Below are 23,535 nucleotides of genomic sequence, written 5' to 3' on the forward strand. Positions count from 1 at the left end.
TCGACGTGCGTTGGAGAGTTGAGAACGGTGCGTCGTCGATTATTCGTTGAACGTCGAGCTCGGGGCGCTGAGACACGTGTGGTCCTCCGTGGATGGCGGTGGGCGGAAGGCGAAGACACGGGGATCGACACCGAATGGGCGGCGGTGATCCGCTGCGCCCGTCATCGGCGTGTCCATGGTGTTGTCCGTCACACATACGATCTGCCTTTTTAACTTGCTTGTCAACTCACAATTTTTTTCTGCAGAGACGGTCGTCGACCATGTCGTCACCGTCCCCGACGGGATCAGATCCCGCGCCGGACGGTTCGTCGGCGAATGGGGCCCTACGCGCAAATCCGTGCGGCTAGAGAATTTCCCGTCACGCTTCTCGCTTCCGGTAGCCGCGGCGAGGCCAGCAAAGTTAGTTGGTTGACATACAAAGACCGAGGTGGTCTGCTCATCTTCGCCGAGAGCCTTCTCACCAAGCTTTCGCTGCATCGAGCGGCGCATCTGTGGAGTGGTCATCGCCCTCCTGGCAGCGACCGGCATTCTCGGCGCCAATCTGGCTCCCCTTCAACCCGATCGAAGAAGCGAATCCGACGAAAGGCCGCACGATGGACAACACAATCAGCACCGAGCCCAGCCCGGCTCGGCAGGTCTCCAGCGAGGAAATCATCGATCTACTCGATAAACAGAAGCTGTACGAGAACATGGCTCTCTACTGCCGCGCCATGGACCGAAAGGACGTCGAGACGATGAAGTCGACCTTCTGGCCGGAAGCGACGGACAACCACGGTGCCTTCGACGGATCGGCTCACGAGTTCTGCGAATGGGCCTACCGTGGTCAAAAGAGCAGCGAACACCGCTCCCACCACTACATCACCAACACGCTGATCAACGTGAACGGCAGCACTGCCCGGCGGGAGACTGCGGTGGTGTACGTGATGGTGCTTCCGGCCGCGAATCGTATCGAGATGATGGGTGGCCGGTATCGGGATTTCTGCGAACAGCGGGACAGTGAGTGGAAAGTCCTGCGCCGCACCGTAGTCTTCGACTATGCGCAGGTTTTCGACGAGATCGCCGACTTCGGGGATGTGTTTGGTGGCATCCCGGCTACCTCGCGGTTCGGTAGTCTGTATCCGGACGATCCGATTTACGAAGCACAGTGGTAATTCCGCTCTGAAGACGGACGCGCGTAGGAAGCGGGACTCCCCGTTCCTGATGGTCTGCGAGTTTGCAAGCCATCGCCGATCGGGGAGTCTCTCCTCGTCAGGAGGCGCGCAGGCGCGGCAGAACCTCGTTCACCAACAGCTTGTACGAATGCGCCACTTCGGGAGTCCGCGTGTAGGGCATCACCAGAGTCATGCGGGCCAGGCCCAGGTCCATGAATTCGCTGAGCCGGTCGACGCAGGTGTCGACGCTGCCGACGATGGCGAACTGGTCGACGAATTCGTCGGTAACCACCCGGGCCTGGGGTGCCTGCTCGCCGTGCCGGTTCATGTCGTACACCTCGGCGATTTTCAGCATGATCTGCGCCTGAGCGTCAGTTGCCGGACCGATTACCTTGTTGTTCATCACCGAGAACCGGGCCATGGTCGCCACCGTGGGCTTGACGATTTCACGCGCAATTCGGATGTCCTCCTGTGGCATCGCAATCACGACGCATCCCACTCCGACTTCCTTTCCTGCGTCGGCGGCCGCAGTTCTCGCGAGATCGACACCCCAGGCGACGCGGTTGATGTCCGCTGCCAGCCCGAGAACGACGGTCTCCGCGACTCGGGCGGATGAAGCGATCGCTTTGGGGCCGGTCGAGAACGATTCGATCGGAACCTTGGGGACGTCGTAGTCGGCCAACCACTTCAGGCTGCTGCCCGCCGGACCCGACTCGATGGCCAGATCACGAAAGCCGATTCTGGCGTCGACGAGCATCGAACCGGCGTCCTCCATCGACACCATCTCGCCGCGCAGATAGGTTTGCAACACCTCCAAATAGTGCTCGAAGCGTGCGATCGGCATGGGTGAAGCACCGACGTAGGCCAGCGCGGAGTCTCCCCTACCGATGCCCAGTACGGCACGCCCGTTCGAGATGACCTGCAGAGACGCCGCGGCCGCAGCAGTCACCGAAGGGTGACGCGTGATCGGGTTGGTCACACCCGTCGCCAACGTGATTCGACTGGTTGCCTGCGCGCAGGTGGCAAGGTAGGTCCACACCTCGGGGTACATTGCCTGCGAATCGACCATGACCGCGCCGTCCCAGCCATCGGCCTCGAGTCGTGCGGCTTCGGTCGCGGCCTCGCGTGGATCCCTCGAGGTGAAATTGGTCCAGAACTCCGTGCGTTTCGTCATGTTGGTCCTTGTCTCGCGCGTCATCGCGCGGCACCATTCCGGTCGCCCGTTGCGGCGGTGGCTCTTGCTGCCGGCATCGGTAGCTACTAACGTACACTAAATTGCTTGTCAACTAACTAAGAAACGGGGCATCTCGTGAGCCGTCCACTTGTCGATCCACGACCCAGCATTCCGCGCGCGTATCACACCGACGAGCGCCAGGCCATCCAGAAAATGGCTCGCGATTTCGCCATGCAGGAGGTCCTCCCGATCGCGAACGAGCTGGATCCCGTACACGGCCTGATCCCCGACTCTCTACGCGCAAAGATGGGCGATCTCGGTTTTTTCGGAATCTTGATTCCGGAAGAGAGCGGTGGCCTCGGTCTCGGCGTATTCGAATACGCGCTGATCACCGAGGAGCTGGCCCGTGCGTGGATGAGCGTTGCAAGCATCATCACCCGCTCCGGCATCGCCGCGATACTCGACCCTTCCCAGCGCGCCGAAGTTCTGCCCCGAGCCGCCCGCGGTGAGTGGCTCGGCGCGTTCGCGATGAGCGAGCCCGGCGCGGGATCCGATATCGCCTCCATCCGTACCCGTGCGGACAAGGTCGACGGCGGGTGGTTGATCAACGGACAGAAGATGTGGTGCACGTTCGCCGACCAGTCCGACGGTATTGTCGTCGTGGCACGGACGGAACCGTACGACGCTGCTCATCGGCACAAGGGAATTCGCCGTTTCATCACGTACAAGAATCGCGGCGAATTCCCTGCCGGATGCACGGGAACACCGGTGCGGAAGATCGGCTATCACGGGTGGCAGACGTTCGAGCTCTCGTTCGACGACTGTTTCGTTCCGGAGGATGCCCTGCTCGGGTACGAGCAGGACCCGAGCAAGCCCGACCAAGGCTTTGCGAGGGTAGCTGCGGGAATGTTGACACCGCGGATCCATACCGCCGCACGCTCCATCGGCCTCGCGCGCGGTGCCCTCGAGGACTCGATCAAGTACGTGCAGGAACGCGAACAGTTCGGTCACGCCATCGGCGATTTCCAGGCGACCCGTTTCAAGATCGCCACCATGGCCACAGAGATTGAGCTCTGTCGCGCACTGATGTATGAGGTGGCAGCCGATGTCGACGCCGGCGAGGCGTCCGATGCGCGGGCCGCGATGCTGAAGTACGCCGCCGCCGAGATGTCCGAACGCGTGACCTCCGAGGCCCTGCAGATTCACGGCGGTGCCGGCTACACGACGGACTTCCCGATCGAACGCTACTGGCGGGACGCTCGCCTCACCAAGATCTTCGAAGGTACCTCCGAAATCATGCAGCGTCTTGTTTCCGATCGGTTGTTGCCGCCCACACCTTTTCGATAGCGCAGAGCGCTATTGCACGGCTACCGAGCAGAAGACGTCACCGCGTTTCACGGGGGTAGAACAAAATTGGTTGCTGAACTAGTATCTTTAGCTATGAGAGCCCAGCAGACGCTCAACGGCCACCAGGTCCGCTCGGAACGCTCCACCCGCCTCCTCCTCCGCGCCGCGGGAGAGCTTGTCGCCGACGGCGGCTACCAGTCGATGACATTGGCTACCGTCGGCGAGCGGGCGGGTTACAGCCGCAGCCTCGCGACCGCTCGCTTCGGATCCAAGGCCAAGCTCCTCGAGGCGTTGGTCGAAGAGATCGTAGTGCGCTGGGATGTAGAGACTGTCGAGCCGGAGGTGCACGACCTCACGGGTCTGGACACGTTGCGGGTCATGCTGACCGAGATCAAGAACGCCTACCAGAAAAGTCCGCGGTCGCTGGCCACTCTTTATGCCCTGATCTTCGAGGCGGTGGGGCCGGTCCCCGAATTGCGCGAGCGATTCATCGACTTTCATCGAAACCAGCGGTCTCGGATCGCCGCCTACATCAAGAACGGGTTGCACGACGGTTCCATCCGCAAAGGCATCGACCCCGATGAACAGGCCGCGATGATCGTCGCGCAACTGCGCGGGGTGGGCTACCTGTGGAAGCTGGAGCCAGCTGGAATCGATTCCGGTGCCGTGCTCACCACCTTCATCGATCAGGTGATGAGCAATCTCGCCGCAGAGCCGGCCGGCGGCGGACCGGAGCGCCGCCCGGCCTGACTATCTGATCGCATCGCATTTGCACACATCGGACTCAATACGCATACGAACGACCTGCGACGTGTTTTCGTCTGCGGGCGGAATGAGGCATCCCATGACAGGACCGCTGGTAGGAATCCGAGTGGTCGAGCTGGCCAGCATCGGCCCCGGCCCGCACGCTGGAATGATCCTTGCCGATCTGGGTGCCGACGTGGTCCGGGTGGAGCGTCCCGACGCGCCGTTCGGGCTGGGCACACACGGTCGCAACGAGCAGTTGCGCGGTCGGCGGATCGTTACCGCCGACCTCAAATCGGCTACCGATCGCGCGACCGTCCTCGAGTTGGTGCAGCACTCGGACATCCTGATCGAGGGATATCGCCCCGGTGTAGCCGAACGTCTCGGTCTCGGACCCGACGCCTGCCTCGAGGTGAACCCCCGCCTCGTATACGGCCGGATGACCGGGTGGGGGCAGAGCGGGCCGCTGGCGCAGGCGGCCGGGCACGACATCAATTATCTCTCCATCGCCGGCATCCTCAACAGCGTCGGCCGCACCGGCGAACGACCGGTGCCGCCGCTCAACCTCATCGGCGACTACGGTGGTGGCTCCATGTTTCTTTTGGTCGGTGTTCTGGCGGCGTTGTGGGAGCGCGAGAGATCCGGGTCGGGCCAAGTCATCGACGCCGCGATGATCGACGGGGCCAGCAGCCTCGCGCACATGCTGTGGTCGATGTACGGCGGCGGCGCATGGAACGCCGAACGCGGCACCAACTTCTTGGACGGCGGGGCACCCTTCTACGACACCTACGAGTGCGCCGACGGCGGCTACATGGCGGTGGGGGCGGTGGAACCTCAGTTCTACCAGCGGTTGCTGGAAACCGTCGGCGTGGAGGGAGAGGACCTGCCGGACCAGCACGACCGATCCGGGTGGCCTGCGATACGCGAGCGACTCACCACGGCCTTCGGCGCCCGGCCACGCCAGCACTGGATCGACGCCTTCGGTTCGATCGATGCATGTGTGACACCCGTGCTTTCCTTCGACGAGGCCGCTCGTCACGATCACATGGTTCAGCGCGGCATCGTGCAGGAATTGAACGGCATCGTGCAGCCCGTCGCCGCCCCCCGATTCTCACGAACCGAACCGGGTGCTCCCCGACCCATGCCGACCCACGCCATCGATGCGGCGACCGTACTCGAGGATTGGAGCCAGGCGAACGCCACCTAAGCGTTCCCGGCCCGAATACAGAACCTCCACTCCGGGATCGGAGCGGAGGTTCTGTTTCGTCACGACGCGTTCACCCGACGCGCACAGCGATCACTATTTTCCAGCGAGCAATGGCCAGAGACCGGCTGCGCCGGCGTCCAGCGCGCGGGCTCCCACTTCTTCGGCTCGCCGACGTGCACCCCCGAATTCGTCTCGCCAACTCCAGATCCGGGTGGTGCACAGACGGAGGTCGTGCTCCTCGGTGAACCCGATCGCTCCATGAACCTGGTGTGCGATTTTCGCAACGGTGCCCGCGGCTGCTCCCGTGGAAACCTGCGCCGCGGCGACCTCGAACTGCCACGATGGCTCCTTCTCGTCCAGCGCCATCGCCGAGAATTTGGAGACCGTCTTGCAGAGCATGACCTCGCCGGCCATCCTCGCAATCTGGTGTTGCACGGATTGGAAGGCACCCAAGGGCCGCCCGAACTGTGTTCGCTCCGAGGCGTACGCCAGCGACATCCGAAGTGCCCTGCGGGACGCTCCTGAGGACATCGCCATACGACCCACGGCGCCACGTGCGACGAAGAGCTCCTCGGTCACATCAGAGTCTTCAGGAACGGAATGGACGCTGCTCGCCGGGAGTGACACACGGCGCATCGTCACCCGGTCGCGCGGCTCCCCCGCCACGTTGGTGCCGGCCTCGATCTCGAAGTCGTTGCGGCCGAGGAGCACTACGTGTCGACCCGCCAAGACCACCAGGTGTTCTGCGATCCGAGCCCACGGAACTCGGGTCAGCTCGCCGTCGATCGTCCACGCGCCGGATTCCTCCGCCAGAGTTACGCCGGATCCTGCGACCGCAGCAGTCATCGGGCCGGCCGGGATCTCGGCACGACAGGAGGCGAGAAGCCATGCCCCCTGCAGCGCGGTCTCCACGAAGGGGACTTCGGCGCAATACTCTCCGAGGACCTCCAGGACAGCGGCGGCAGCGGAGACGTCACCCCCCGAGCCGCCCTCCTCCTCGTCGATCGACAACAGGGTGATGCCGATCTGATCGAGTGCCGACCACAGTGCGGCGTTCCAGTTCGTACCCGCCGACGACGGATGCCGGACACACGCGTCCTCGACCGCCTCCGTCAGTGCCTCGATGATCTCACTCATGACACATTCACCGCTTTCGCTACGACCCCACGCAGAATTTCGTTCGTACCGCCGCGCAGAGTGAATCCGGGACTGTGCAGCAACGCCTCCGCGAGCATCCGCGGCAATCGGCTCAACGCGGCCGGGTCCGGCTCGATGCCAACCATCATCCGCACACTGTCGATGAGGTCCCCCTCGAGGGTGGTCCCGAGGTCTTTGACCATGGCCGCGGCGACCGCCGGATCGTCCCCTTGCTCGAGTCGCCCGGCGACCGCGAGTGACATCTGTCGGAGGGCCCACAGACGCGAGATCAGCTCCCCCAAGCGAACGCGATCCACCGTCTCCCCTAGCCGATTCGACTCGCGGAGAGCCTCGACGAGGAGTGGGAACGTCGACAGGATGCGCTCGGGACCGCTTCGCTCGAAGGCGAGCTCACTGGTTACTTGCTTCCACCCCGCCCCCGGCTCGCCCAGGACGCGCGAATCCGGCACGAAGGTGTCGTGGAAGACGACCTCGTTGAAGTGATGCTCTCCGGTCAGCAGCTTGATCGGTCGCACTTCGACGCTCGGATCAGGGAGCTCAACGATGACCTGTGTCAGCCCCGCGTGGCGCTTCTCGCCGAGCGGCTCGGTGCGGATCAACGCGATCATCGCGTGCGCATGATGCGCTCCACTGGTCCAGATCTTCGTGCCTGAGACCTTCCAGCCACCATCCACTCGGGCTCCGCGGGTCCGCACCGAGGCAAGATCCGACCCGGTATCCGGCTCGCTCATGCCGATCGCGAAATAGCACTCGCCCCGCGCGATGACGGGCAGGAACGCCTGTCGTTGCTCCTCGGACCCGAATGACAGGAGAGCCTGCCCCGACTGACGGTCCGCGATCCAGTGCGCAGCGACCGGTGCACCTGCCGCCAGCAGTTCCTCGGTGACGACGAAACGAGCCAGCGCGCCCTGGGCAGACCCGCCGTACTTGGCAGGAAAGGCCATCCCGATCCAACCCTGCTCGGCGAGCCGGCGGCTGAAACCCGGGTCCCAGCCGGCGAGCCACTGGTCGCTGTGTGGGGTGATTCGACCCGACGAGATTTCGTCGGCTAGAAATGCGCGTACTCGGTGCCGCAACTCGACGAGCCGCTCGGGCTCTCTTACGGCGGCAAGGTTCAGGAACTCCATCGGTACCCTTCCAGGGCGTGGCGGGTGTCGCTCACCGCACGGACCATCGGCCCGTATAGCTCGGTGGGTCGGATCTGTCGAGGAACGACCGAAACGCGGCAGGTGCGTCGTCGGTGGCAAAATTGACCGCCTGTGCAGCGGCCTCGTTCCGAATCGCGGCGGGTAGGTCGATCCCGACGCCCTCGTTGAGCAGGCTCTTGGTCTGCGCCATGGCGATCGGAGGCAGTGCTGCCAGCTGTCCAGCGAGGTCGGCGACGAAGCCGTCCAATTCTTCGGGCGGGCGAACCCAGGTCACCATTCCCAGGCGGTATGCCTCGTCGACGTCGATAACCTCGGCGAGCATCGCAAGGCGCTTCGCCTGCTGCAGCCCGACGATTCGCGGGAGCAGCCAGGATCCACCGAAGTCGAGGGAGAGCCCCCGCTTCACGAAGATCTGACTGAACCGCGCCCTGCTGGATGCGACGACGAGATCGCAGGCCAACGCCATGTTGGCCCCGGCACCGGCTGCCACCCCGTCCACCTTGGCGATAACGGGCATTGGCAATTCGAACAGCGACGATGCTACGTCGCCGATACGGCGCAGCCGCGGGATCGGATGCTCCTGATGTTTGCTCTTGGCGACATCTGCGCCCGCACAGAAGGCGTCGCCCGAGCCTTGCAGGACCACCACACGCGTGTCCGGGTCGTTACGAATTTCCCGCAGCATCTCGCTGAGCGTGTGCCACATCTCGGTATCGATCGCGTTCTTGCGTTCGGGCCGGTTCAGCGTGATGGTCGTGACGCCGTCGGATGCGTCGAGTATCACCGGTTCCGTTGTGTTCATCGGAATCATCTGCCTTCGAACGTGGGGGTGCGCCGCTCGGCGAACGCGGCGCGCGCCTCGGCAGAGTCCCTCGTCCCGTGCACGACGGCCAGGTGGGAGGAAATCAGATCGAGCGCGGTCCGCAGATCGGAATGGACGGATTGCTGGGCGGCTCGTTTGATCATCGCGACGTTGATCGGTGGTTGCGCGGCGAGTCTGTCCGCGAAGCGCCGATAACCGTCGGCGAACTCGTCGTCGGGATGAACGGCGTTTGCCAGACCGATTCGCAAGGCCTCGGCCGCGTCCACGAAGTCGCCGGTCCACAACAGTTCGAGCGCTTTGGACATGCCGACCAGGCGCGGCAGGTAGTAGCACCCGCCGTCGCCTGGTACGAGTCCGACGCGGATGTATGCCTCCGACAGCCGGGCCGACTCCGCGAGGATACGAATATCGCACATGAGTGCCATATCCAGCCCGGCTCCCACCGCGGCACCGTTCACGGCAGCGATGAGAGGCTTGGTCAGATCGTCCGCGGCGCGGGCGACCTGGTGGACTCCTTCTGTCAGCATGGTCTTTAAGGCCATCGGTTCGGCACCGACGGCGTCGAGCACCGACAGGTCGATACCTGAGCAGAACGCTCCCCCGGCGCCGGTGACCACGACGACCCGTACATCCGGATCCGTGCGCGCCGACCGGAGCGCAGCCGCCCAGGCGTCGATCATCTCGAGTGTGAAGGCGTTCTTCGCGTGGGGGCGATTGAGCAGAATCGTCCCCACGCCGCCTTCGACGGTGTACTCCAAGTCAGCCATGTGCGATGCCTAGCGCGGTGCCATGCGGAGAGCACCGTCGAGGCGGATCGTCTCGCCGTTGAGGTAACCGTTCTCCAGAATGCTCAGAGCCAGGTGCGCGTACTCTTCGGGCAACCCGAGCCGGGACGGATTGGGAACGCTGGCCGCCAGTCCGTCACGGATGTCCTCGCGCAGCCGACCCAGCAGCGGCGTGTCCACGATGCCGGGGGCGATGGTGCACACGCGAATGTTCTTGCTGGCGAGATCGCGTGCACCGGTGATCGTCATGCCGACGACTCCTGCCTTCGCTGCGGAGTAGTTGATCTGACCGATCTGGCCCTCGAAGGCCGCGACGGACGCCGTCATGATGATCGCGCCGCGCTCGCCGTCGATCGCCTCGTGCTTGGCCATCCGTGCGGCCGCCAGACGGAGCGCGTTGAAGCTGCCGATCAGGTTGAGCTTGATGACGAACTCGTAGTCGGCGAGGGACCCGGGGTTGCCCTCCTTGTCCAGGATTCGGACCCGGCGACCACTGCCGGCGCAGTGCACCAGTCCGCGGAGCGGCCCCAGAGTCTCGGCTGCATCCAGTGCATCGCCGAACGAGACCTCGTCGGTTACGTCTCCAGCTGCGTAAAGAGCGTTGTCACCGAGTTCCTTTGCCAGCGTTTCGCCGTCCGAATTGGGGAGGTCGATGAGTGCCACCTTTGCGCCGCCGTCGAGCAGTCGCTTCGCAGTGGCGAGCCCGAGGCCGGACGCTCCGCCCGTTATAGCGAAAACGGATCCGTTTACCTGCATTGTTCTTCTCCTTGTTCTTCGAAATCTTTGGGGCTCAACGAACGTGGGTGGGTTCGTTGACTAGAGCAGCTCGAGGATCGTCGCGTTGGCCAGGCCGCCGGCCTCACACATGGTCTGGAGACCATATCGAATGCCGTTGTCTCGCATGTGATTCATGAGGCGGGTCATCAGGATGGCACCGGATCCTCCGAGCGGGTGCCCGACGGCGATGGCTCCGCCGAGAGGATTGAGCCGATCTTCCTTCGCTCCGGTCTCGGCCAGCCACGCCAGCGGGACCGACGCGAACGCCTCGTTGACTTCGAACACACCGATCTCGTCGATCGACAGTCCGGACTTCTTCAGTGCCAGTTCCGTCGCCCGGATAGGGGCTGTCAGCATGATCACGGGATCGTCACCTGCCACGACCGCGGTGTGAATACGCGCGATCGGTGTGAGGCCGTTGCTGCCGGCAACCTCCGACGACGTCAGGAGCAGGGCGCCGGCGCCGTCCGAAATCTGTGAGGCGTTTCCCGCCGAGACCACTCCGCCCTCCTTGAAGGGGGTCGGCAGGGTGGCGAGCTTCTCGAGTGTCCCGCCCCGGCGAATGCCCTCGTCCGCGTCGAGGCCGCCGAGCGGTACCAGCTGTGAGGCGAATGCCCCCGCATCGGTTGCCTCGGCCGCCAGCCGGTGCGACCGCAGCGAGTACTCGTCGAGCGCTGCGCGGGACATTCCCCAGCGCTCCGCGATCATCTCGGCACCGATGCCCTGGTTGAAGCCCTGGACGCCGTAGCGCTCCAGCAGAGTGGTGGGCGCTGGCTGACCGTCCTGGGCGGCACTTCCCATCGGCACTCGGGTCATCGATTCGACCCCGCCGGCCACGGCGAAGTCGTAGTGGCCGGCGATGATTCCAGCAGCCGCGAAGCTGACGGCCTGCTGGCTTGATCCGCACGCACGGTTGACGGATGTCGCCGGGACGGTCTCGGGCCAGCCCGCGGTGAGCACCGCGTTTCGGCCGACGTTGCTCGCCTGCTCGGACACCTGGCTCACACAGCCCCACACAACGTCGTCGACGATGTTCGGGTCGATGTTGTTGCGCTCGGTCAGTGCTTGCAGGACCGTTGCGGAGATGACCGCGGGGTGGATGTCCGCCAACGCTCCCTTCCGCTTGCCGATCGGTGTACGGACGGCATCAACGATTACCGCATCTCGCATGGTCACTCCCAAGAATTATTGTCTGTTAGCCAACAACTATTTTGCCCTATGGAACTCGGCCATTACCTCGACGCAAGACGTCGAGGCCGAACGTCACTGCTTTGCAGTCTCGCCGCCGTCGATTACGTAGACGGCGCCGGACACGAATTTCGAACTCTCCGACGCGAGATAGCAGACCAGGGGTCCGATCTCGTCGGGCTCGGCCATACGACGCGCCGGGATCTTACGCACTCTCTTCGCCAGTACGTCCGGGTTGCCGGTGACATACGACTGCGCTTCGGTGGCGAAGGCGCCGGGAGCAATGGCGTTGACCTGGATGTCGTGCCGGGCCCATTCGGCGGCGAGGGCCTTGGTCATCTGGATAGCGGCACCCTTCGACGCCGAATACGCGGCGAGTGTGGCCTTGCCGAGAATTCCCGATGTCGAGACCACGTTGATGATCCGGCCACCAGAACCCGAGTCGACGAAATGGCGCGCGGCGGCCTGCGAGAGGACTGCCAACGATGTCACGTTGACCTCCATGACCTCATCGAAGACCGACATATCCATCTCGAGAAAGTCAGCTGCGGGCGCGATGCCTGCGTTGTTGACGACCGCGTCGAGACGCCCCAGCCGCTCGACCGCGATCTTCGCGAGACCGGCCACTTGTTCCCGGTCGCGCATATCGCACACCTGCGGCTCGATCTTGCCGGCGAATTGCTCCGCAGCCAACTCGTTCAAGCTGGCCTCTGTCCTCGCCACGGCGAGCACATGCGCTCCCTCGGCCGCCAATGTCCGGGCCGCAGCCCGGCCCAGCCCCTTGCTCGCCCCGGTCACAATGACCCCGCGGCCTGTCAGGTTCAAATCCATATCTTCGTCCTCTCCGATTCGCACGTACCGCCGCGTGTCATGCGCCTGTCCACACCGGTGCACGCTTCTCAGTGAAGGCACGCGCACCCTCGATGGCGTCTGCCGACGACCGCACGGGCGCGGTCAGCTCGGATTGCCGTGCGAACGCTTCGGCTGCTGGCCAGCTCGGGCTGTCTTGGATGATCTGCTTGGTCGCCGCGACCGCCAGCGGACCGCAGGCGGCAATCTCCGTTGCGAGTTCGAGCGCGGCGGCCACCGCCGTGCCGGGCTCGACGATCCTGTTGACCAGGCCGCGCTCGGCGGCCTCGCGTGCCGACATATTTTTGCCGGTGAGTGCCAACTCCATCGCCAATGGATAGGGCAGCCGCCCGGGCAGCCGCAGCAGGCCGCCTCCGGCGGCGACGAGGCCCCGCTTCACCTCGGGCAAAGCGAAGAACGCACTTTCCGCGGCGATGATCATGTCGCAGGCCAGAACGATTTCGAAGCCACCCGCGACCGCGGGACCGTCGACCGCGGCGATGAGGGGCTTGCGTGGGGGCTCCTGTACTAGTCCCGCAAATCCTCGCCTCGGTGTGATCGGCCGCTCCCCGCGCAGAAACCCTTTCAGGTCCATGCCCGCGCAGAAGGTCGGCCCGTTCGCCGCCAGGACGACAACCGTGAGGTCGCGGCGCTCGTCGAACTCGGTGAGCGCCGCGTCGATCGCGGTGGCCATCTCGAGGTTGACCGCATTGCGCGCAGCGGGCCGATTCAACGTAATGATGCGCACGCCGCGGTCGTCGGAGACGAGCACCGGCTCCTCTGCGGCGGTGTCGATGGAGGTCATGGTCAGCTTCCTGGTAGTCGTGGGGCGGCGTCGAGCCGGGTTTCGCCGTTCGACATCGCGTCGTAAATGGTGTGCAGGCCGGGTAGCCCTCTCCTGAAACAGCGTTCGAGGAGTCAGGTGTTCGCCGGCAATTCCAGTCGCAGCAGGCGGGCAAGGTTGCCGCCCAGGACGCCGCGTTCCTCGTCGGCGCTCAGCCCGAGTGCACGAATGGCCGCGATTTCCGTTGCGGGGTCGGTCATCGGCCAGTCCGAGCCGTACACGACGCGATCGGCGCCGTGCTCTCGAATGATCCACCTGATCCGTTCGACGGGGAGGGTGCCCATGCTCGGTGGCCACGAGGTCTCGAGGTACACCCCGGTCCCCACCGACCACTGCTCGGCCTCATCCAGCACTTGGTAACCGCCATAGTGCGCGGCGATCAGCCGGAGTCCGGGGATGTGCTTCATCATCGCGTTGAGATCGCGCGGCGCTCCCCGGTCGTTCTGCTCTTCGGTACCTCCGGAGCCGACGTGCGCGATCACCGGGACGTCGTTCTCGGCCAGGGCAGTGAGGATCTCACGCGTCCTTGTGTCACTGAAGGCGACCGATTGGAAGAGCGGGTGGAGCTTGACGCCCATGATGCCGTTCTCACGGAGAGCGGCGAGGTTGTCCTCGACCGAGAGATCGGGGTGAACCGTACCGAACGGCAAGAAACGGGAGCGGTCGACTCGCCCCACGAACTCGTTTGTGCGCCAGACGGTTCGACCGGCATTTGCCACCGCGAGAGTCATTGCCATGTCGATGCCGGCGTTGTCCATCGTGCGTCGTAGCCCGTCGAGGGTGCCGTCGTGGACCGGGTCCAGGCCGACGGGCCGGTCGGCGAGCACTTTGCGGGCGATCTCGTCCGGCCAGACGTGACAGTGTGCGTCAATGATCATCGGGAGTGCTCCTTGATAAGCTGCTTGGACAACGAGTCGAGCAGTACTTCGGTCGCGCCCTCGTACACCCGCATCGGCCGGGCCGCTCGATAGAGGCGTTCGATGCGGGATCCGCGGACCAGACCGAATCGGCCCATCATCTGCACGCTGCGGTCGACGACACGACCGGTAACCTCCGTCGCGCCGATCTTCGCCATCGACGACAGGTCCAGGCTGCCGCGTGGATCGGAGGCGGCGGCGCGGGCGACCTGGTACGTGAACGCCCGCGCCATCTCGATCTCGGTCCAGGACATCGCCAGCATCTGAGGAATCGGGCCGAGACGCGCCAACGGGCTGTCGAATTGTTTCCGGGTCGTGGTGTGCGCGAGGGCGTCGTCGAGCGCTGCCTGCGCGGTGCCGAGGGCGGCGCCGGCGACCGAAACTCGGAAGGTGGCCAGGGTGGCCAGTACGAGCGCGAATCCCCTACCGGGCTCACCGAGGCGATGGGTGTTGGGAACACGGACATTGTCGAACTCGATGTCACCCAGGACGTGGGGGGCCATGATCTGGTAAGGACGACTGGTTCTGACACCGGAAGTGTTCGCGGGCACGAGCACCAGGGAATACCCGGACCTGCCGTTGACAGCTTCCTTGCCCAGAACGCAGTAGTAGTCGGCGTCGCCCCCGTTGGTGATGAAACTCTTTGTTCCACGGATGATCACGTCGTCGCCGTCTTCGGCGATTGTGGTGGACAGCGATTTGAGGTCCGATCCGACTTCGGGTTCGGTCAGAGCCAGCGCGGCGATCGCCTCCATACGCGCCACCCGCGGAAGCCACTGCTCGCGGATCTCGTCGGTCCCGCCGACGGCGATCGCATAGCTGCCGATGCCCTGCATGGCGAAGAGAGAGTCGACGTGGCTCGAAGCCGCTGCGAGTTGTTCCCGGACGACCGTCACAGCGAGGGAGTCGGGAGACTCGAACTCGCCGCCGTACTTGGCTGGGACCTGCACGGCCGCGAGGCCGCTGTCCTTGAGTAGGGCGAGCACTTCGGCGTCGACGGAGTCGGATTCGTCCGCGCGATCGGCGTGTGGAAGGCAACGATCGGCCAAGTCGCGGGCACGGGCCTGGAGCACACGGTATTCGGGCTCGAGGATGGGGAAGCGGTCGCTCACAGCTTCACCACCACGAACTTGGTCTGAGTGTAATGACGTAGTGCTTCCATGCCCTTCTCCCTGCCGTATCCACTGTTCTTGACTCCACCGAACGGTCCCTCGACGAGGCCGGCGACCCAGTCGTTCACATAGACCTGTCCGGCCTCGAGACGGGCAGAGACCCGGTGGGCCCGCGCGACGTCTCCGGTCCACACGCCCGCCGCGAGTCCGAATTCGGAATCGTTGGCGATCGCGACAGCCTCGTCCTCGGTGCCGAACCTGAGAACGGTCAGGACAGGACCGAACACTTCCTCACGCGCGATCGTCATCTGGTTGGTGACGTCGGTGTAGACGGTCGGCTCGATCAACCAGCCGTCTCCGGTCGCGGCACCGCCGGCCGCGAGGGTCGCGCCGTCCGCTTTGGCCACGTCGAAGTACTTCTGCACCTTGGTGAATTGTTCCTCCGTGACGATGTGTCCATAGGACTCACCCGGCTTCACCGTGCGCACCTGATCGAGAAGGAGAGAGACGAATTCGTCGTAGATTTCGTCGGCCACGAGAAGGCGAGTGCCGGCACTGCAGATCTGACCCGCATTGCCGGTGAAGGCACGTACCGCGCCTTCCGCGGCTGCCCGCAGGTTCGCGTCCGAGAAAACAATATTCGCGGACTTTCCACCCAGTTCGAGGGTGAGCGGCAGCACTCGGTCCGCCGCTGTCCGTCCGATGGCACGGCCGGTCTGCACCGAGCCGGTGAAGGCCACCTTCCGCACGTCTGCGTGCTCGATCAGTGGTTGGCCCACCGCCGCGCCGGTGCCCGTCACGACGTTCAGAACACCGTTGGGGAGGCCGGCTTCGGTGGCGATGCGGGCAAGCTCGAGGGTGGTCGCGGAAGTAAATTCGGACGGCTTCACCACCGCTGTGTTCCCTGCGAGGATCGCTGGAGCAATCGCTCTGGCCGCTTGATTGAGCGGCGCGTTCCAGGGGGTGATCACGCCGATGACGCCGTACGGCTCGTTGGTCGTGTAGCCGTGCCGACCCGGTCCGAGGTCGATCACCTCACCCGAAGGGATGTTGGCGAGCCCCGCGTAGAAGTCGAAATAATCTGCGGCGGAATCGACTTCGCGCAATGCCTGTGGACCGGGCTTACCGGCCTCGGCGCCCTCGAGTTCGGCAAGGAGCTCCCGTTCGGCGCGGATCCCGTGAGCGATGTCGGCCATCAACCGGCCGCGCTCCCCCGACTTGAGTTCACGCCAACCAGTTGCTGCGGCGGATGCGGCAGAGACAGCCGCCTCGACGTCGGCGCGACCCCCAGCGGCGATCTCGGCAACTGCGCCACCTGTCCATCGGGAGTTGGTGGTGAGGCGCTTGCCCCCGGGCGTGTACCGCTCCGCGCCGTCGATCCACTGACCGTATGCCTTCACGAGACCCTGAGGTGGTGGGATTGACTCCGAACGAGTGATGCTCATAACAACAGCATGCCTCATAACCTTAATTTGTCAACCAACAAGGATTGTCTTCTCCCCAGACACTCCTTCCGCTAAGATTTGTTCACCGACTATTTTTTGTTGACGCCCGGCCCGGCGTGGCTGAGGTGTCGCCACAGACGCCGCGGTCGGCCATTCGCCCACGCCCAACCAACGAGAGGCCACCCATGGACTTCGACGACACTCCCGACCAAGCACACCTGCGGGGTAAGACGCGCCAGTTCCTCGACGAGCATGCGGACGAACTCGAGCACGCAGACGGCCCCTATCTGGAAGAGCCCGGCACGGACCGGGTTCAAGCCCTCCGCCGGACCCAGGCCACCTTGTTCGACGCCGGGATGATCGGCTTGACCTGGCCGACGGAATACGGTGGCGGCGCCGGAACGAACGCCCAACAGGCCGTCGTCAACGAGGAGCTGCACCGCGCACGGATCGCGGGACCGATCGGACACGTCGGCCTCGGAATGTGCGGACCCACGGTATTGGGCCACGGAAGCGAGGACCAGAAGCAACGCTACATCCGGAGGCTGCTTCGCGGAGACGATTTGTGGTGCCAGCTCTTCAGCGAGCCCGGCAGCGGCAGCGATCTCGCCGCACTGCGCACCCGGGCCGTGCGCCACGACGACGGCTGGCACGTGCAGGGACAGAAGGTGTGGACCACACTTGCACAGCACTGCCGGTACGGGATTGTGCTGTGTCGCACCGATCCTGACGCCTCCAAGCATCGCGGGCTGACGATGTTCGTGATCGATATGCACGCACCCGGCGTCACGGTCCGACCCCTGCGGCAGATGAACGGGCACCAGAGCTTCAATGAGGTCTTCCTCGACGACGTCGTCATCGACGACTCCGAGCGTCTCGGCGACGTCAACGATGGATGGCAGGTCGCCCTGACCACACTGATGAACGAGCGAATGGCAGTCGGCGGGGGCGGCGGCGAACTCGGTGTCCGGAGTGATGCCTTGATCGCACATGCCGCGGAACGGCTTCCGCGGCTCGCTGCGAACCAGCGTGTGCTGGCCACACACGAGCTCGGGAAGGTGCTGGTCGATTCGCTCGCGGCCCGCTACACGGGATACCGGATGCAGACGAGCATGGAACGCGGTAAGCGCCCGGGACCCGAGGCCAGCGCGGGAAAGCTCACGGCGGTTCGCGTCGCGCACGCCACCGCGGACCTCGGCCAACGCCTGCTCGGCGACGACGCCGTCCTGGCGCGCTCGCGGGACGGAGACTGGCGCTGGGCGAATTCGGCGGCATCCACCCCTGGCGTCGCCCTGGCCGGCGGAGCCGACGAGATCCTCCGCAACATTCTCGGCGAGCGAGTCCTCGGGCTCCCGTCGGACCGCGCGCCCAAGCCCACAGCATCCGAGAGCAGGTAGGGAACTCATGGAGTTCGACATCAATGACGACCAGCGGAACTTCGCCGACCACGCTCGCTCCTTCTTTGCCGATCAGGCCGGACCCGAATACGCGCGCAAGAGCCTCGATACCGCGGGCGGGATCGTGCCCGGCCGTGAGGTTCTCGCCGAGCTGGGTTTCTCCTCGCTCACCATCCCCGAAGAGGCGGGCGGTGTAGGCGCCAGCCTGCTCGACATGGCCATCGTCGCCGAACAGGCCGGCCGCCAACTTGCCGGGCCTTCCCTCGCCACCGCGGCCCGATGTGCTGTACTCCTGGAAGGGGACACGGACCGGCTCCAGGCGCTGAGCGACGGAACTCTGGCCCTCGCGGTGCTCGACGGCTCGCTCACCGGGGACAGCCCGTCGATGGACGTTATCGGCGCCTCGCACTTCCTCGCACTGAACGGCGATGACCTCGTCCTGGGTAGCGGTGAGGTCAGGCCCGGCGACCCGATCGACGCCACCCGCGGTCTCGGTTACGTCACGTTGACGTCGTCTGAGGTGATTCGCCGGGACGCACGTGCCCTGTGGGACCGCGCCCGGCAGGTCGCCTGTGTCGTTCTTGCTGCCGAAGGTCTGGGCGCCGCGGAGCGTGTGGTCGAGCTCGGCATCGAGCACGCCAGAGACCGCACGGCATTCGGTCGGCAGATCGGTTCGTTCCAAGCGATCAAGCATCGCCTGGTGGACGACTGGGTCGCCGTCAATCAACTGCGCTCCCTCGTGTGGTGGGCGGCGTGGGCAGCCGACAACGCCCCGGAGCAGCTTCCGATTGCCTCGTCTGCTGCGAAGGCATACTGCGCCCCGAGCTTCGAGACGGCGTGCGAGACGCTCGTTCATGTGCTCGGAGGGCTCGGTTTCACCTGGGAACACGACGCGCACCTGTATTGGCGACGCGCCAAGGTCGATGGATTACTGCTGGGCGAGGAGAGCGAACACCTCGCCGAGGTGGCTCTACGAAGCATCGCGGCGCACGCGGAAAGTAGCGACACCCTCCCGATGTAGGACCCCTGCTCGAAGACCAGGCCACCGAACGGTGGCCTGGTCATCTGCGCGAGTTCGGTCTTCAGGTCACTGGGAACGAAAAAGGCGGTGCCGGGAAAGATTCCCGGCACCACCTCATCGGTGCTGCTCGTCGCCGCTCAGCCGATCCGTTCACCCGTCCACGCGGACCAACGCGCGGGGCTGGACTCGAAGGTCCTGGGCTCACCGGTCACCGCCACCTCGGTGTGCAGGACGTGCCCGGTGCCGGGATCGAGGTATCTGCGCGTCTCCACCCCGCCGGCCAACTGCTCGACCAGAACCGGGCAGCCATCGGTCCAATGTCCGGGGGCCTGCGCGAGGACCGCACCCGAGCGAACGCTCACCGCGAACCCGCCGCGCTGCTCGACACCGGACGCAATCGGCAACGCTCGACTCGAGTCGGTCTCGCTCACCTCGACCTGAACCGGTTCGATCAAAGCCGGGTCGGCGCGCTCGAGACGCTGCTGCAGCAACTCGCTCCGGCTCGTCGTGGTGCCGTCGGAGACATCAACGCCGTATACATCACTCGCGTCCTCAGCGGTAATGAGGCCGTCCTCGAAATCGGCGAGCACGGCTGCCACATCACGATCGAGAGGATCGCCCCAGCCCCCGCCGCCCGCAGCCCGAATGGCGTAGCTGTGTCCTTCGGGGAGAGTGAATCCCTGGGCCAGAACCCCGATCGGCGTCGACCCGCCATCGGGGTCACGCAGTTCGATCGCATTCGGCCGACCCGGGTCGGCGCCGGCCGACCCGGGCATCGGAATCTGCCCGTGCCCTCCGATGCTGTTGCCGGTCAACAGCGGAGAGCCGTCAACGGTGAATTCGAAGTCGACGCCGCGTCCCCCGCGGAACTGACCCGCACCCGACGCGTCACACGACCGACGCCGATAGTTGAAGCGAAGCGGGTACCAGGACTCGGTGACTTCCACATCGTTCGTCTGAATGGCCGCCTGACGCCCCACCAGGTAGAAGTTGAAGTCCGTGCCGTCGCGATCGTTGCCGGCCGGCGAACCGAGGGCGGTGCCGTCGATCATGATCCACGAGTCCGTCGCGCCGGACAGACCCCTACCCGAGAAAGTGACCACGCAGTTCCCGGACATCGTCTGCGAACTGGACAGGAAGGGACGGCTGACGCTGTCGGGCGAAGCCGCCACCGCCTGATGGAAAGTGCGCAACGCGGCCTCGCTGGCGTCGTGCGACGCCGCGAGATGCGCAGCCCCGACGGGTGCTGGATGAGTGCAGTTGAGCATGCTGCCCACCGGGCAGTACACCGCAATCGCGTCGTAGTACCCCTGGTTGAGGGGCAGGTCCTGCCCGATCAGACGCTGCAACTCGACCCCGATCTTGCCCTTGACGATGTACTCCTTCGTGTTGAAGAAGTGCTGCGTCTGTGGTGCCGCCCCGGAGAAGTCGAAACGAATCGAATCGCCCTCGACGGTGGTCGTGCAGGGGACCCGAAACTTCTCCTCGTTCCACTCGGTCCAACTCGTGGACCGGTAGACGCCGTCCTCGAGCAGCGCGATCTCGGCGCGGACAGCTTCCTCGGTCCGTCGGTTGAGCTCGTCGAACCCGTTCTGCAAGGCGTCCGGACCGATCCGCTCAGCGAGTTCCCGGAGCTTGGCAGCACCGACATCGACGCCCGCCATCAGGCCACGGATGTCCATCTCGACCAGGTGGGCCATGCGGACGTTGTTGAGCAAGATGTTCCAGAGGTCCCGCTGGTCGACGCCGGCCCTCATGATCTTCACTGCGGGCAGTCGGACCGCCTCTTGGAAGCAGTCGGTCGCTTCGGGAGCGAACGACCCCGGCTGCATACCGCCCACGTCCACCAGATGCGACGAATTTGCGAACCACCCCACCAAGACCTTCCTGGCGAACACCGGCTTCATGACGAAGATGTCCTGCGCGTGCAGGCCACCGCCCCGGTGCGGGTCGTTCGCCAGGAAGACATCGCCGTCCTGGATGTCGTCACCGTGCTCAATGAACACACCCGCGATCGCATTGGTCGCCGCGTAGAAGTGGTAGGCGATATGACCGCCACCTGTCACCAAGTTCCCCTTGGCGTCGAGAAGGGTGCACGAGTAGTCACCCCCCTCGACCACGAGCGGGCTCACCGCAGTGCGTTTGATCGTCGCGGCGCCCTCGCCACAGAACGCTTCGAACTGGTGTCGCAGAACCTCGACCGCAATATTGTCAAGCTGCATCGGAATTCACATCCAATCGGAGAGAGCGGCGCTCGCCGACCACCAGCGTGGCGCCGCGGGGGACGAAGACGGTGGTGTCGACGTCGTCGGCCAGAGCCGGCCCGTCGATGCGGTCTCCGGGGACCAGGTCGGGGGTCCGGTAGCACGGAACCTGCTCACTGCCGGCCCGGGTCAGATACACGGCCCGGTGGGAAGACGGTTCGACCACACCCCCTGTGCGCGTGGACGTGTCGATCGCGAACGTCGCCCGGGGAAGCCGGCCGATGGCGACGGCGCGGAGGAACGTCACCTCCAGCTGCGCCTTCTGACCGACGGCACCCACCCCGTAGCGGGCTGCGTACTGTTCGAGGAAGGCCGCACGGATTGCTTCGGCATCGAAGACCGGGGTCTGCAGCGCAATCGACACCTCGGACGTCTGCCTGAAGAAACGAACCCCGACGTCGTAGTTCACAGTCAGGTCCTGCTCAGGGACCCCATCGTTACCGACCGCCCGTGCCACCTCGGAGCCGAGCCGCTCGAGATCGGCTCCGATCGCGCCCGCGTCGGCCCGATCGAGCAGCACGTCAGCCGACTTGATCCGTTGCCGCCGCACATCGGCCGATGCCGCACCGAAGGCGGACAGCACCGACGCAGCGGGGGGCACGACAACGCGGGGGATGTTCGCCTCGGCCGCGATGCTCGCCGTGAACAGTCCGCCGCTGCCGCCGTAGGAGATCAGGGTGAGGGTGCGCGGGTCGAGCCCACTCGCGCCCGCGTGCAGGCGAGTCGCTTTGGTCATCTCGGCGAGCGCAATCTCGCGAATTCCCCACGCGGCCTCCTCGGCCGAGAGGCCGAGAGACTCGCCCAGCGTGGCACACACCCGCACGGAGGCTTCTCGGTCAAGCGTGCCGCCTACGAAGCTGGCCGGGTCGATGTAGCCGAGGACCACCAGGGCGTCGGTGATCGTTGCATCCGTCCCGCCGTTGCCGTAGCAGGCCGGTCCGGGCCACGCCCGGGCGGAGCGCGGCCCCACGCGCAGCAGTCCGCGCGCGTCGACCCAGGCAATGGAGCCGCCGCCGGAGCCGATCGAGAGCGTGTCGATTCGCGGCTGAGCAAGGATCATCCCGTGCAGCTCGCCTCGCTCGGACCGCTGCGGGAGCGAATCGGCGATGACCGCCAAGTCGAAGCTCGTACCGCCCATGTCGCCGCAGATCGCGTCGGAAATCCCCTCGTCCGAGCACACCTCGGCCGCAGCCATGACGCCGGCAGCCGGGCCCGACGCCACCAGGATCACCGGCGAGCGGCGTGCCTCGGCGAGGGTGACGGTTCCACCGCTGGTCTGGAGCAGCAGCAGCGGAACTCGAAGGCCGGTGTCGGCGAGCTCCTGCGCGAGGGCCTCGATACCGTCGAGAGCGGTAGACAGGACCGCATTCACGGCCGCAACCAGGGTGCGCTCGTACTCGCGGATACTGGGGTGCAACTCGACGCCGCTGAAGACGGGCAGGTCGGGAAACTCTTGCCGCACGAACTCGACCACGGCCAGTTCGTTCTCGTCGTTCTTGAAAGACCAGAGGAACGAGACGGCGAGCGCCTCGATCTGGTGCGTCTCGATCAGGTTTGCCACTGCCGAACGAACCGCCGCGATATCGACGGCCTGCAGCACCTTTCCGTCGCGGTCGACGCGTTCGTCGACACCGACGACAGCCGATCGATCGATGGGGCTCCATGGCGGAACGAGGAATCCCTCCTCCGAGACACGCCGCGAGCGGGCCATGGAAATGGTGTCCTCGAAACCGGCCGTGGTGAGCAGTCCGGCTCTGACGCCGTGCTTCTCGACGAGCGCGTTTGTCACCGCGGTCGTACCCAGTCCGAAGCGTTCGACCCTCCCGAGAAATGTTTCGAGATCGAGGCCGACTTGATCAGCGACGAGCTGACAAGCTCCGAGCACTCCCCGTCCGAAGTTGTTTCGGTCGGTCGGCGATTTGGCGCGCCACAGCGACTGCCCGTTGCCACAGGCGAGGTCGGTGAAGGTTCCCCCGACGTCAATTCCGATCGAGAAACCTCCTGGTGCCTGATTCGGCACCTCTTTGACGTCCATCAGTTCTCCTTGTCAGTTCGATGCAGTCATGGGCGCAATCCGCAGAGGGTCCGCCATCCGGGCGGCGTCCGCCCAGATGGCGGAGTAAGTCGGCGCCGGCGTGACCTGAATCATAACATTTAATAAGTGTTCAACCAACTAGTATTTTG

Annotated in this window: 21 protein-coding genes; 6 read left to right on the top strand and 15 right to left on the bottom strand. The window is 65.1% G+C overall.

Annotation, left to right across the window (positions count from 1 at the left end; genetic code table 11):
• Positions 1-39: 39 nt before the first annotated feature.
• Positions 40-504, bottom strand: a complete 465-nt coding sequence (locus JWS14_RS43060; protein WP_206016470.1) for a hypothetical protein — start codon at positions 502-504, stop codon at positions 40-42.
• 89 nt (positions 505-593) lie between these two features.
• Here JWS14_RS43060 and JWS14_RS43065 point away from each other — a divergent pair, with 89 nt between their 5' ends.
• A complete protein-coding gene (locus tag JWS14_RS43065; RefSeq protein ID WP_206016471.1) occupies positions 594-1,151 on the top strand; it encodes a nuclear transport factor 2 family protein in 558 nt (185 codons plus the stop codon).
• A gap of 97 nt (positions 1,152-1,248) precedes the next feature.
• On the opposite strand, the gene JWS14_RS43070 is transcribed toward JWS14_RS43065, so the two are convergent.
• Positions 1,249-2,325: an LLM class flavin-dependent oxidoreductase gene (locus tag JWS14_RS43070; protein WP_206016472.1), complete on the bottom strand. Its 1,077-nt coding sequence runs from the start codon at positions 2,323-2,325 to the stop codon at positions 1,249-1,251.
• Between the two features lie 135 nt (positions 2,326-2,460).
• On the opposite strand from JWS14_RS43070, the gene JWS14_RS43075 reads away from it, so the two are divergent.
• The 3 genes from JWS14_RS43075 to JWS14_RS43085 all read left to right on the top strand — a co-directional run bounded on the left by JWS14_RS43075 (position 2,461) and on the right by JWS14_RS43085 (position 5,623).
• Positions 2,461-3,672, top strand: coding sequence for an acyl-CoA dehydrogenase family protein (locus JWS14_RS43075; RefSeq protein ID WP_206016473.1), 1,212 nt, complete (start codon positions 2,461-2,463; stop codon positions 3,670-3,672).
• 93 nt (positions 3,673-3,765) lie between these two features.
• A complete protein-coding gene (locus JWS14_RS43080) occupies positions 3,766-4,422 on the top strand; it encodes a TetR/AcrR family transcriptional regulator (RefSeq protein ID WP_206016474.1) in 657 nt (218 codons plus the stop codon).
• Between the two features lie 94 nt (positions 4,423-4,516).
• The gene (locus tag JWS14_RS43085; RefSeq protein WP_206016475.1) at positions 4,517-5,623 is read left to right on the top strand and encodes a CaiB/BaiF CoA transferase family protein; all 1,107 of its coding nucleotides are present in this window, start codon (positions 4,517-4,519) and stop codon (positions 5,621-5,623) included.
• A 93-nt stretch (positions 5,624-5,716) separates the two neighbouring features.
• Here JWS14_RS43085 and JWS14_RS43090 read toward each other — a convergent pair whose 3' ends face one another.
• The 11 genes from JWS14_RS43090 to JWS14_RS43140 form a co-directional block, all read right to left on the bottom strand.
• Positions 5,717-6,760 (bottom strand): acyl-CoA dehydrogenase family protein, encoded by a 1,044-nt coding sequence (locus JWS14_RS43090; protein WP_206016476.1) that lies wholly within the window; start codon positions 6,758-6,760, stop codon positions 5,717-5,719.
• Positions 6,757-7,908, bottom strand: coding sequence for an acyl-CoA dehydrogenase family protein (locus JWS14_RS43095; protein WP_206016477.1), 1,152 nt, complete (start codon positions 7,906-7,908; stop codon positions 6,757-6,759). The genes JWS14_RS43090 and JWS14_RS43095 overlap by 4 nt, the downstream gene beginning before the upstream one ends.
• Positions 7,909-7,939: 31 nt before the next feature.
• Complete coding sequence (locus JWS14_RS43100) at positions 7,940-8,731, bottom strand: enoyl-CoA hydratase/isomerase family protein (protein ID WP_206016478.1); 792 nt, start codon at positions 8,729-8,731, stop codon at positions 7,940-7,942.
• 5 nt (positions 8,732-8,736) lie between these two features.
• Positions 8,737-9,519: an enoyl-CoA hydratase/isomerase family protein gene (locus tag JWS14_RS43105; RefSeq protein WP_206016479.1), complete on the bottom strand. Its 783-nt coding sequence runs from the start codon at positions 9,517-9,519 to the stop codon at positions 8,737-8,739.
• Between the two features lie 9 nt (positions 9,520-9,528).
• Positions 9,529-10,293, bottom strand: a complete 765-nt coding sequence (locus tag JWS14_RS43110) for an SDR family NAD(P)-dependent oxidoreductase (RefSeq protein WP_206016480.1) — start codon at positions 10,291-10,293, stop codon at positions 9,529-9,531.
• Between the two features lie 60 nt (positions 10,294-10,353).
• Complete coding sequence (locus JWS14_RS43115; RefSeq protein WP_206016943.1) at positions 10,354-11,484, bottom strand: thiolase family protein; 1,131 nt, start codon at positions 11,482-11,484, stop codon at positions 10,354-10,356.
• A gap of 93 nt (positions 11,485-11,577) precedes the next feature.
• The gene (locus tag JWS14_RS43120; RefSeq protein ID WP_241031774.1) at positions 11,578-12,420 is read right to left on the bottom strand and encodes an SDR family NAD(P)-dependent oxidoreductase; all 843 of its coding nucleotides are present in this window, start codon (positions 12,418-12,420) and stop codon (positions 11,578-11,580) included.
• Positions 12,371-13,156 (bottom strand): crotonase/enoyl-CoA hydratase family protein, encoded by a 786-nt coding sequence (locus JWS14_RS43125; RefSeq protein WP_206016481.1) that lies wholly within the window; start codon positions 13,154-13,156, stop codon positions 12,371-12,373. Before JWS14_RS43125 ends, JWS14_RS43120 begins: the two co-directional genes overlap by 50 nt.
• 113 nt (positions 13,157-13,269) lie before the next feature.
• The gene (locus JWS14_RS43130) at positions 13,270-14,073 is read right to left on the bottom strand and encodes an amidohydrolase family protein (protein ID WP_206016482.1); all 804 of its coding nucleotides are present in this window, start codon (positions 14,071-14,073) and stop codon (positions 13,270-13,272) included.
• Positions 14,070-15,224 carry an acyl-CoA dehydrogenase family protein gene (locus tag JWS14_RS43135; protein WP_206016483.1) on the bottom strand — a complete coding sequence of 385 codons (1,155 nt, stop codon included), beginning with the start codon at positions 15,222-15,224 and terminating at the stop codon, positions 14,070-14,072. The genes JWS14_RS43130 and JWS14_RS43135 overlap by 4 nt, the downstream gene beginning before the upstream one ends.
• The gene (locus JWS14_RS43140) at positions 15,221-16,669 is read right to left on the bottom strand and encodes an aldehyde dehydrogenase family protein (protein ID WP_206016484.1); all 1,449 of its coding nucleotides are present in this window, start codon (positions 16,667-16,669) and stop codon (positions 15,221-15,223) included. The genes JWS14_RS43135 and JWS14_RS43140 overlap by 4 nt, the downstream gene beginning before the upstream one ends.
• Before the next feature lie 185 nt (positions 16,670-16,854).
• On the opposite strand from JWS14_RS43140, the gene JWS14_RS43145 reads away from it, so the two are divergent.
• A complete protein-coding gene (locus JWS14_RS43145; protein ID WP_206016485.1) occupies positions 16,855-18,066 on the top strand; it encodes an acyl-CoA dehydrogenase family protein in 1,212 nt (403 codons plus the stop codon).
• 7 nt (positions 18,067-18,073) lie between these two features.
• The gene (locus JWS14_RS43150; RefSeq protein ID WP_206016486.1) at positions 18,074-19,087 is read left to right on the top strand and encodes an acyl-CoA dehydrogenase family protein; all 1,014 of its coding nucleotides are present in this window, start codon (positions 18,074-18,076) and stop codon (positions 19,085-19,087) included.
• Between the two features lie 137 nt (positions 19,088-19,224).
• Here JWS14_RS43150 and JWS14_RS43155 read toward each other — a convergent pair whose 3' ends face one another.
• The gene (locus JWS14_RS43155; protein ID WP_206016487.1) at positions 19,225-21,309 is read right to left on the bottom strand and encodes a hydantoinase B/oxoprolinase family protein; all 2,085 of its coding nucleotides are present in this window, start codon (positions 21,307-21,309) and stop codon (positions 19,225-19,227) included.
• Positions 21,299-23,386 carry a hydantoinase/oxoprolinase family protein gene (locus JWS14_RS43160; protein ID WP_206016488.1) on the bottom strand — a complete coding sequence of 696 codons (2,088 nt, stop codon included), beginning with the start codon at positions 23,384-23,386 and terminating at the stop codon, positions 21,299-21,301. Before JWS14_RS43160 ends, JWS14_RS43155 begins: the two co-directional genes overlap by 11 nt.
• Positions 23,387-23,535: the final 149 nt, after the last annotated feature.

This window comes from Rhodococcus koreensis (genome assembly GCF_017068375.1).
Taxonomy (GTDB): Bacteria; Actinomycetota; Actinomycetes; order Mycobacteriales; family Mycobacteriaceae; genus Rhodococcus_F; species Rhodococcus_F koreensis.

Bases quoted from the DNA above. Each gene is read 5' to 3' on its own strand.
- JWS14_RS43060 (WP_206016470.1), bottom strand. From the start codon at position 504: ATGACCACTCCACAGATGCGCCGCTCGATGCAGCGAAAGCTTGGTGAG.
- JWS14_RS43065 (WP_206016471.1), top strand. From the start codon at position 594: ATGGACAACACAATCAGCACCGAGCCCAGCCCGGCTCGGCAGGTCTCC.
- JWS14_RS43070 (WP_206016472.1), bottom strand. From the start codon at position 2,325: ATGACGAAACGCACGGAGTTCTGGACCAATTTCACCTCGAGGGATCCA.
- JWS14_RS43080 (WP_206016474.1), top strand. From the start codon at position 3,766: ATGAGAGCCCAGCAGACGCTCAACGGCCACCAGGTCCGCTCGGAACGC.
- JWS14_RS43085 (WP_206016475.1), top strand. From the start codon at position 4,517: ATGACAGGACCGCTGGTAGGAATCCGAGTGGTCGAGCTGGCCAGCATC.
- JWS14_RS43090 (WP_206016476.1), bottom strand. From the start codon at position 6,760: ATGAGTGAGATCATCGAGGCACTGACGGAGGCGGTCGAGGACGCGTGT.
- JWS14_RS43095 (WP_206016477.1), bottom strand. From the start codon at position 7,908: ATGGAGTTCCTGAACCTTGCCGCCGTAAGAGAGCCCGAGCGGCTCGTC.
- JWS14_RS43100 (WP_206016478.1), bottom strand. From the start codon at position 8,731: ATGAACACAACGGAACCGGTGATACTCGACGCATCCGACGGCGTCACG.
- JWS14_RS43105 (WP_206016479.1), bottom strand. From the start codon at position 9,519: ATGGCTGACTTGGAGTACACCGTCGAAGGCGGCGTGGGGACGATTCTG.
- JWS14_RS43110 (WP_206016480.1), bottom strand. From the start codon at position 10,293: ATGCAGGTAAACGGATCCGTTTTCGCTATAACGGGCGGAGCGTCCGGC.
- JWS14_RS43115 (WP_206016943.1), bottom strand. From the start codon at position 11,484: ATGCGAGATGCGGTAATCGTTGATGCCGTCCGTACACCGATCGGCAAG.
- JWS14_RS43125 (WP_206016481.1), bottom strand. From the start codon at position 13,156: ATGACCTCCATCGACACCGCCGCAGAGGAGCCGGTGCTCGTCTCCGAC.
- JWS14_RS43130 (WP_206016482.1), bottom strand. From the start codon at position 14,073: ATGATCATTGACGCACACTGTCACGTCTGGCCGGACGAGATCGCCCGC.
- JWS14_RS43140 (WP_206016484.1), bottom strand. From the start codon at position 16,669: ATGAGCATCACTCGTTCGGAGTCAATCCCACCACCTCAGGGTCTCGTG.
- JWS14_RS43145 (WP_206016485.1), top strand. From the start codon at position 16,855: ATGGACTTCGACGACACTCCCGACCAAGCACACCTGCGGGGTAAGACG.
- JWS14_RS43150 (WP_206016486.1), top strand. From the start codon at position 18,074: ATGGAGTTCGACATCAATGACGACCAGCGGAACTTCGCCGACCACGCT.
- JWS14_RS43155 (WP_206016487.1), bottom strand. From the start codon at position 21,309: ATGCAGCTTGACAATATTGCGGTCGAGGTTCTGCGACACCAGTTCGAA.
- JWS14_RS43160 (WP_206016488.1), bottom strand. From the start codon at position 23,386: ATGGACGTCAAAGAGGTGCCGAATCAGGCACCAGGAGGTTTCTCGATC.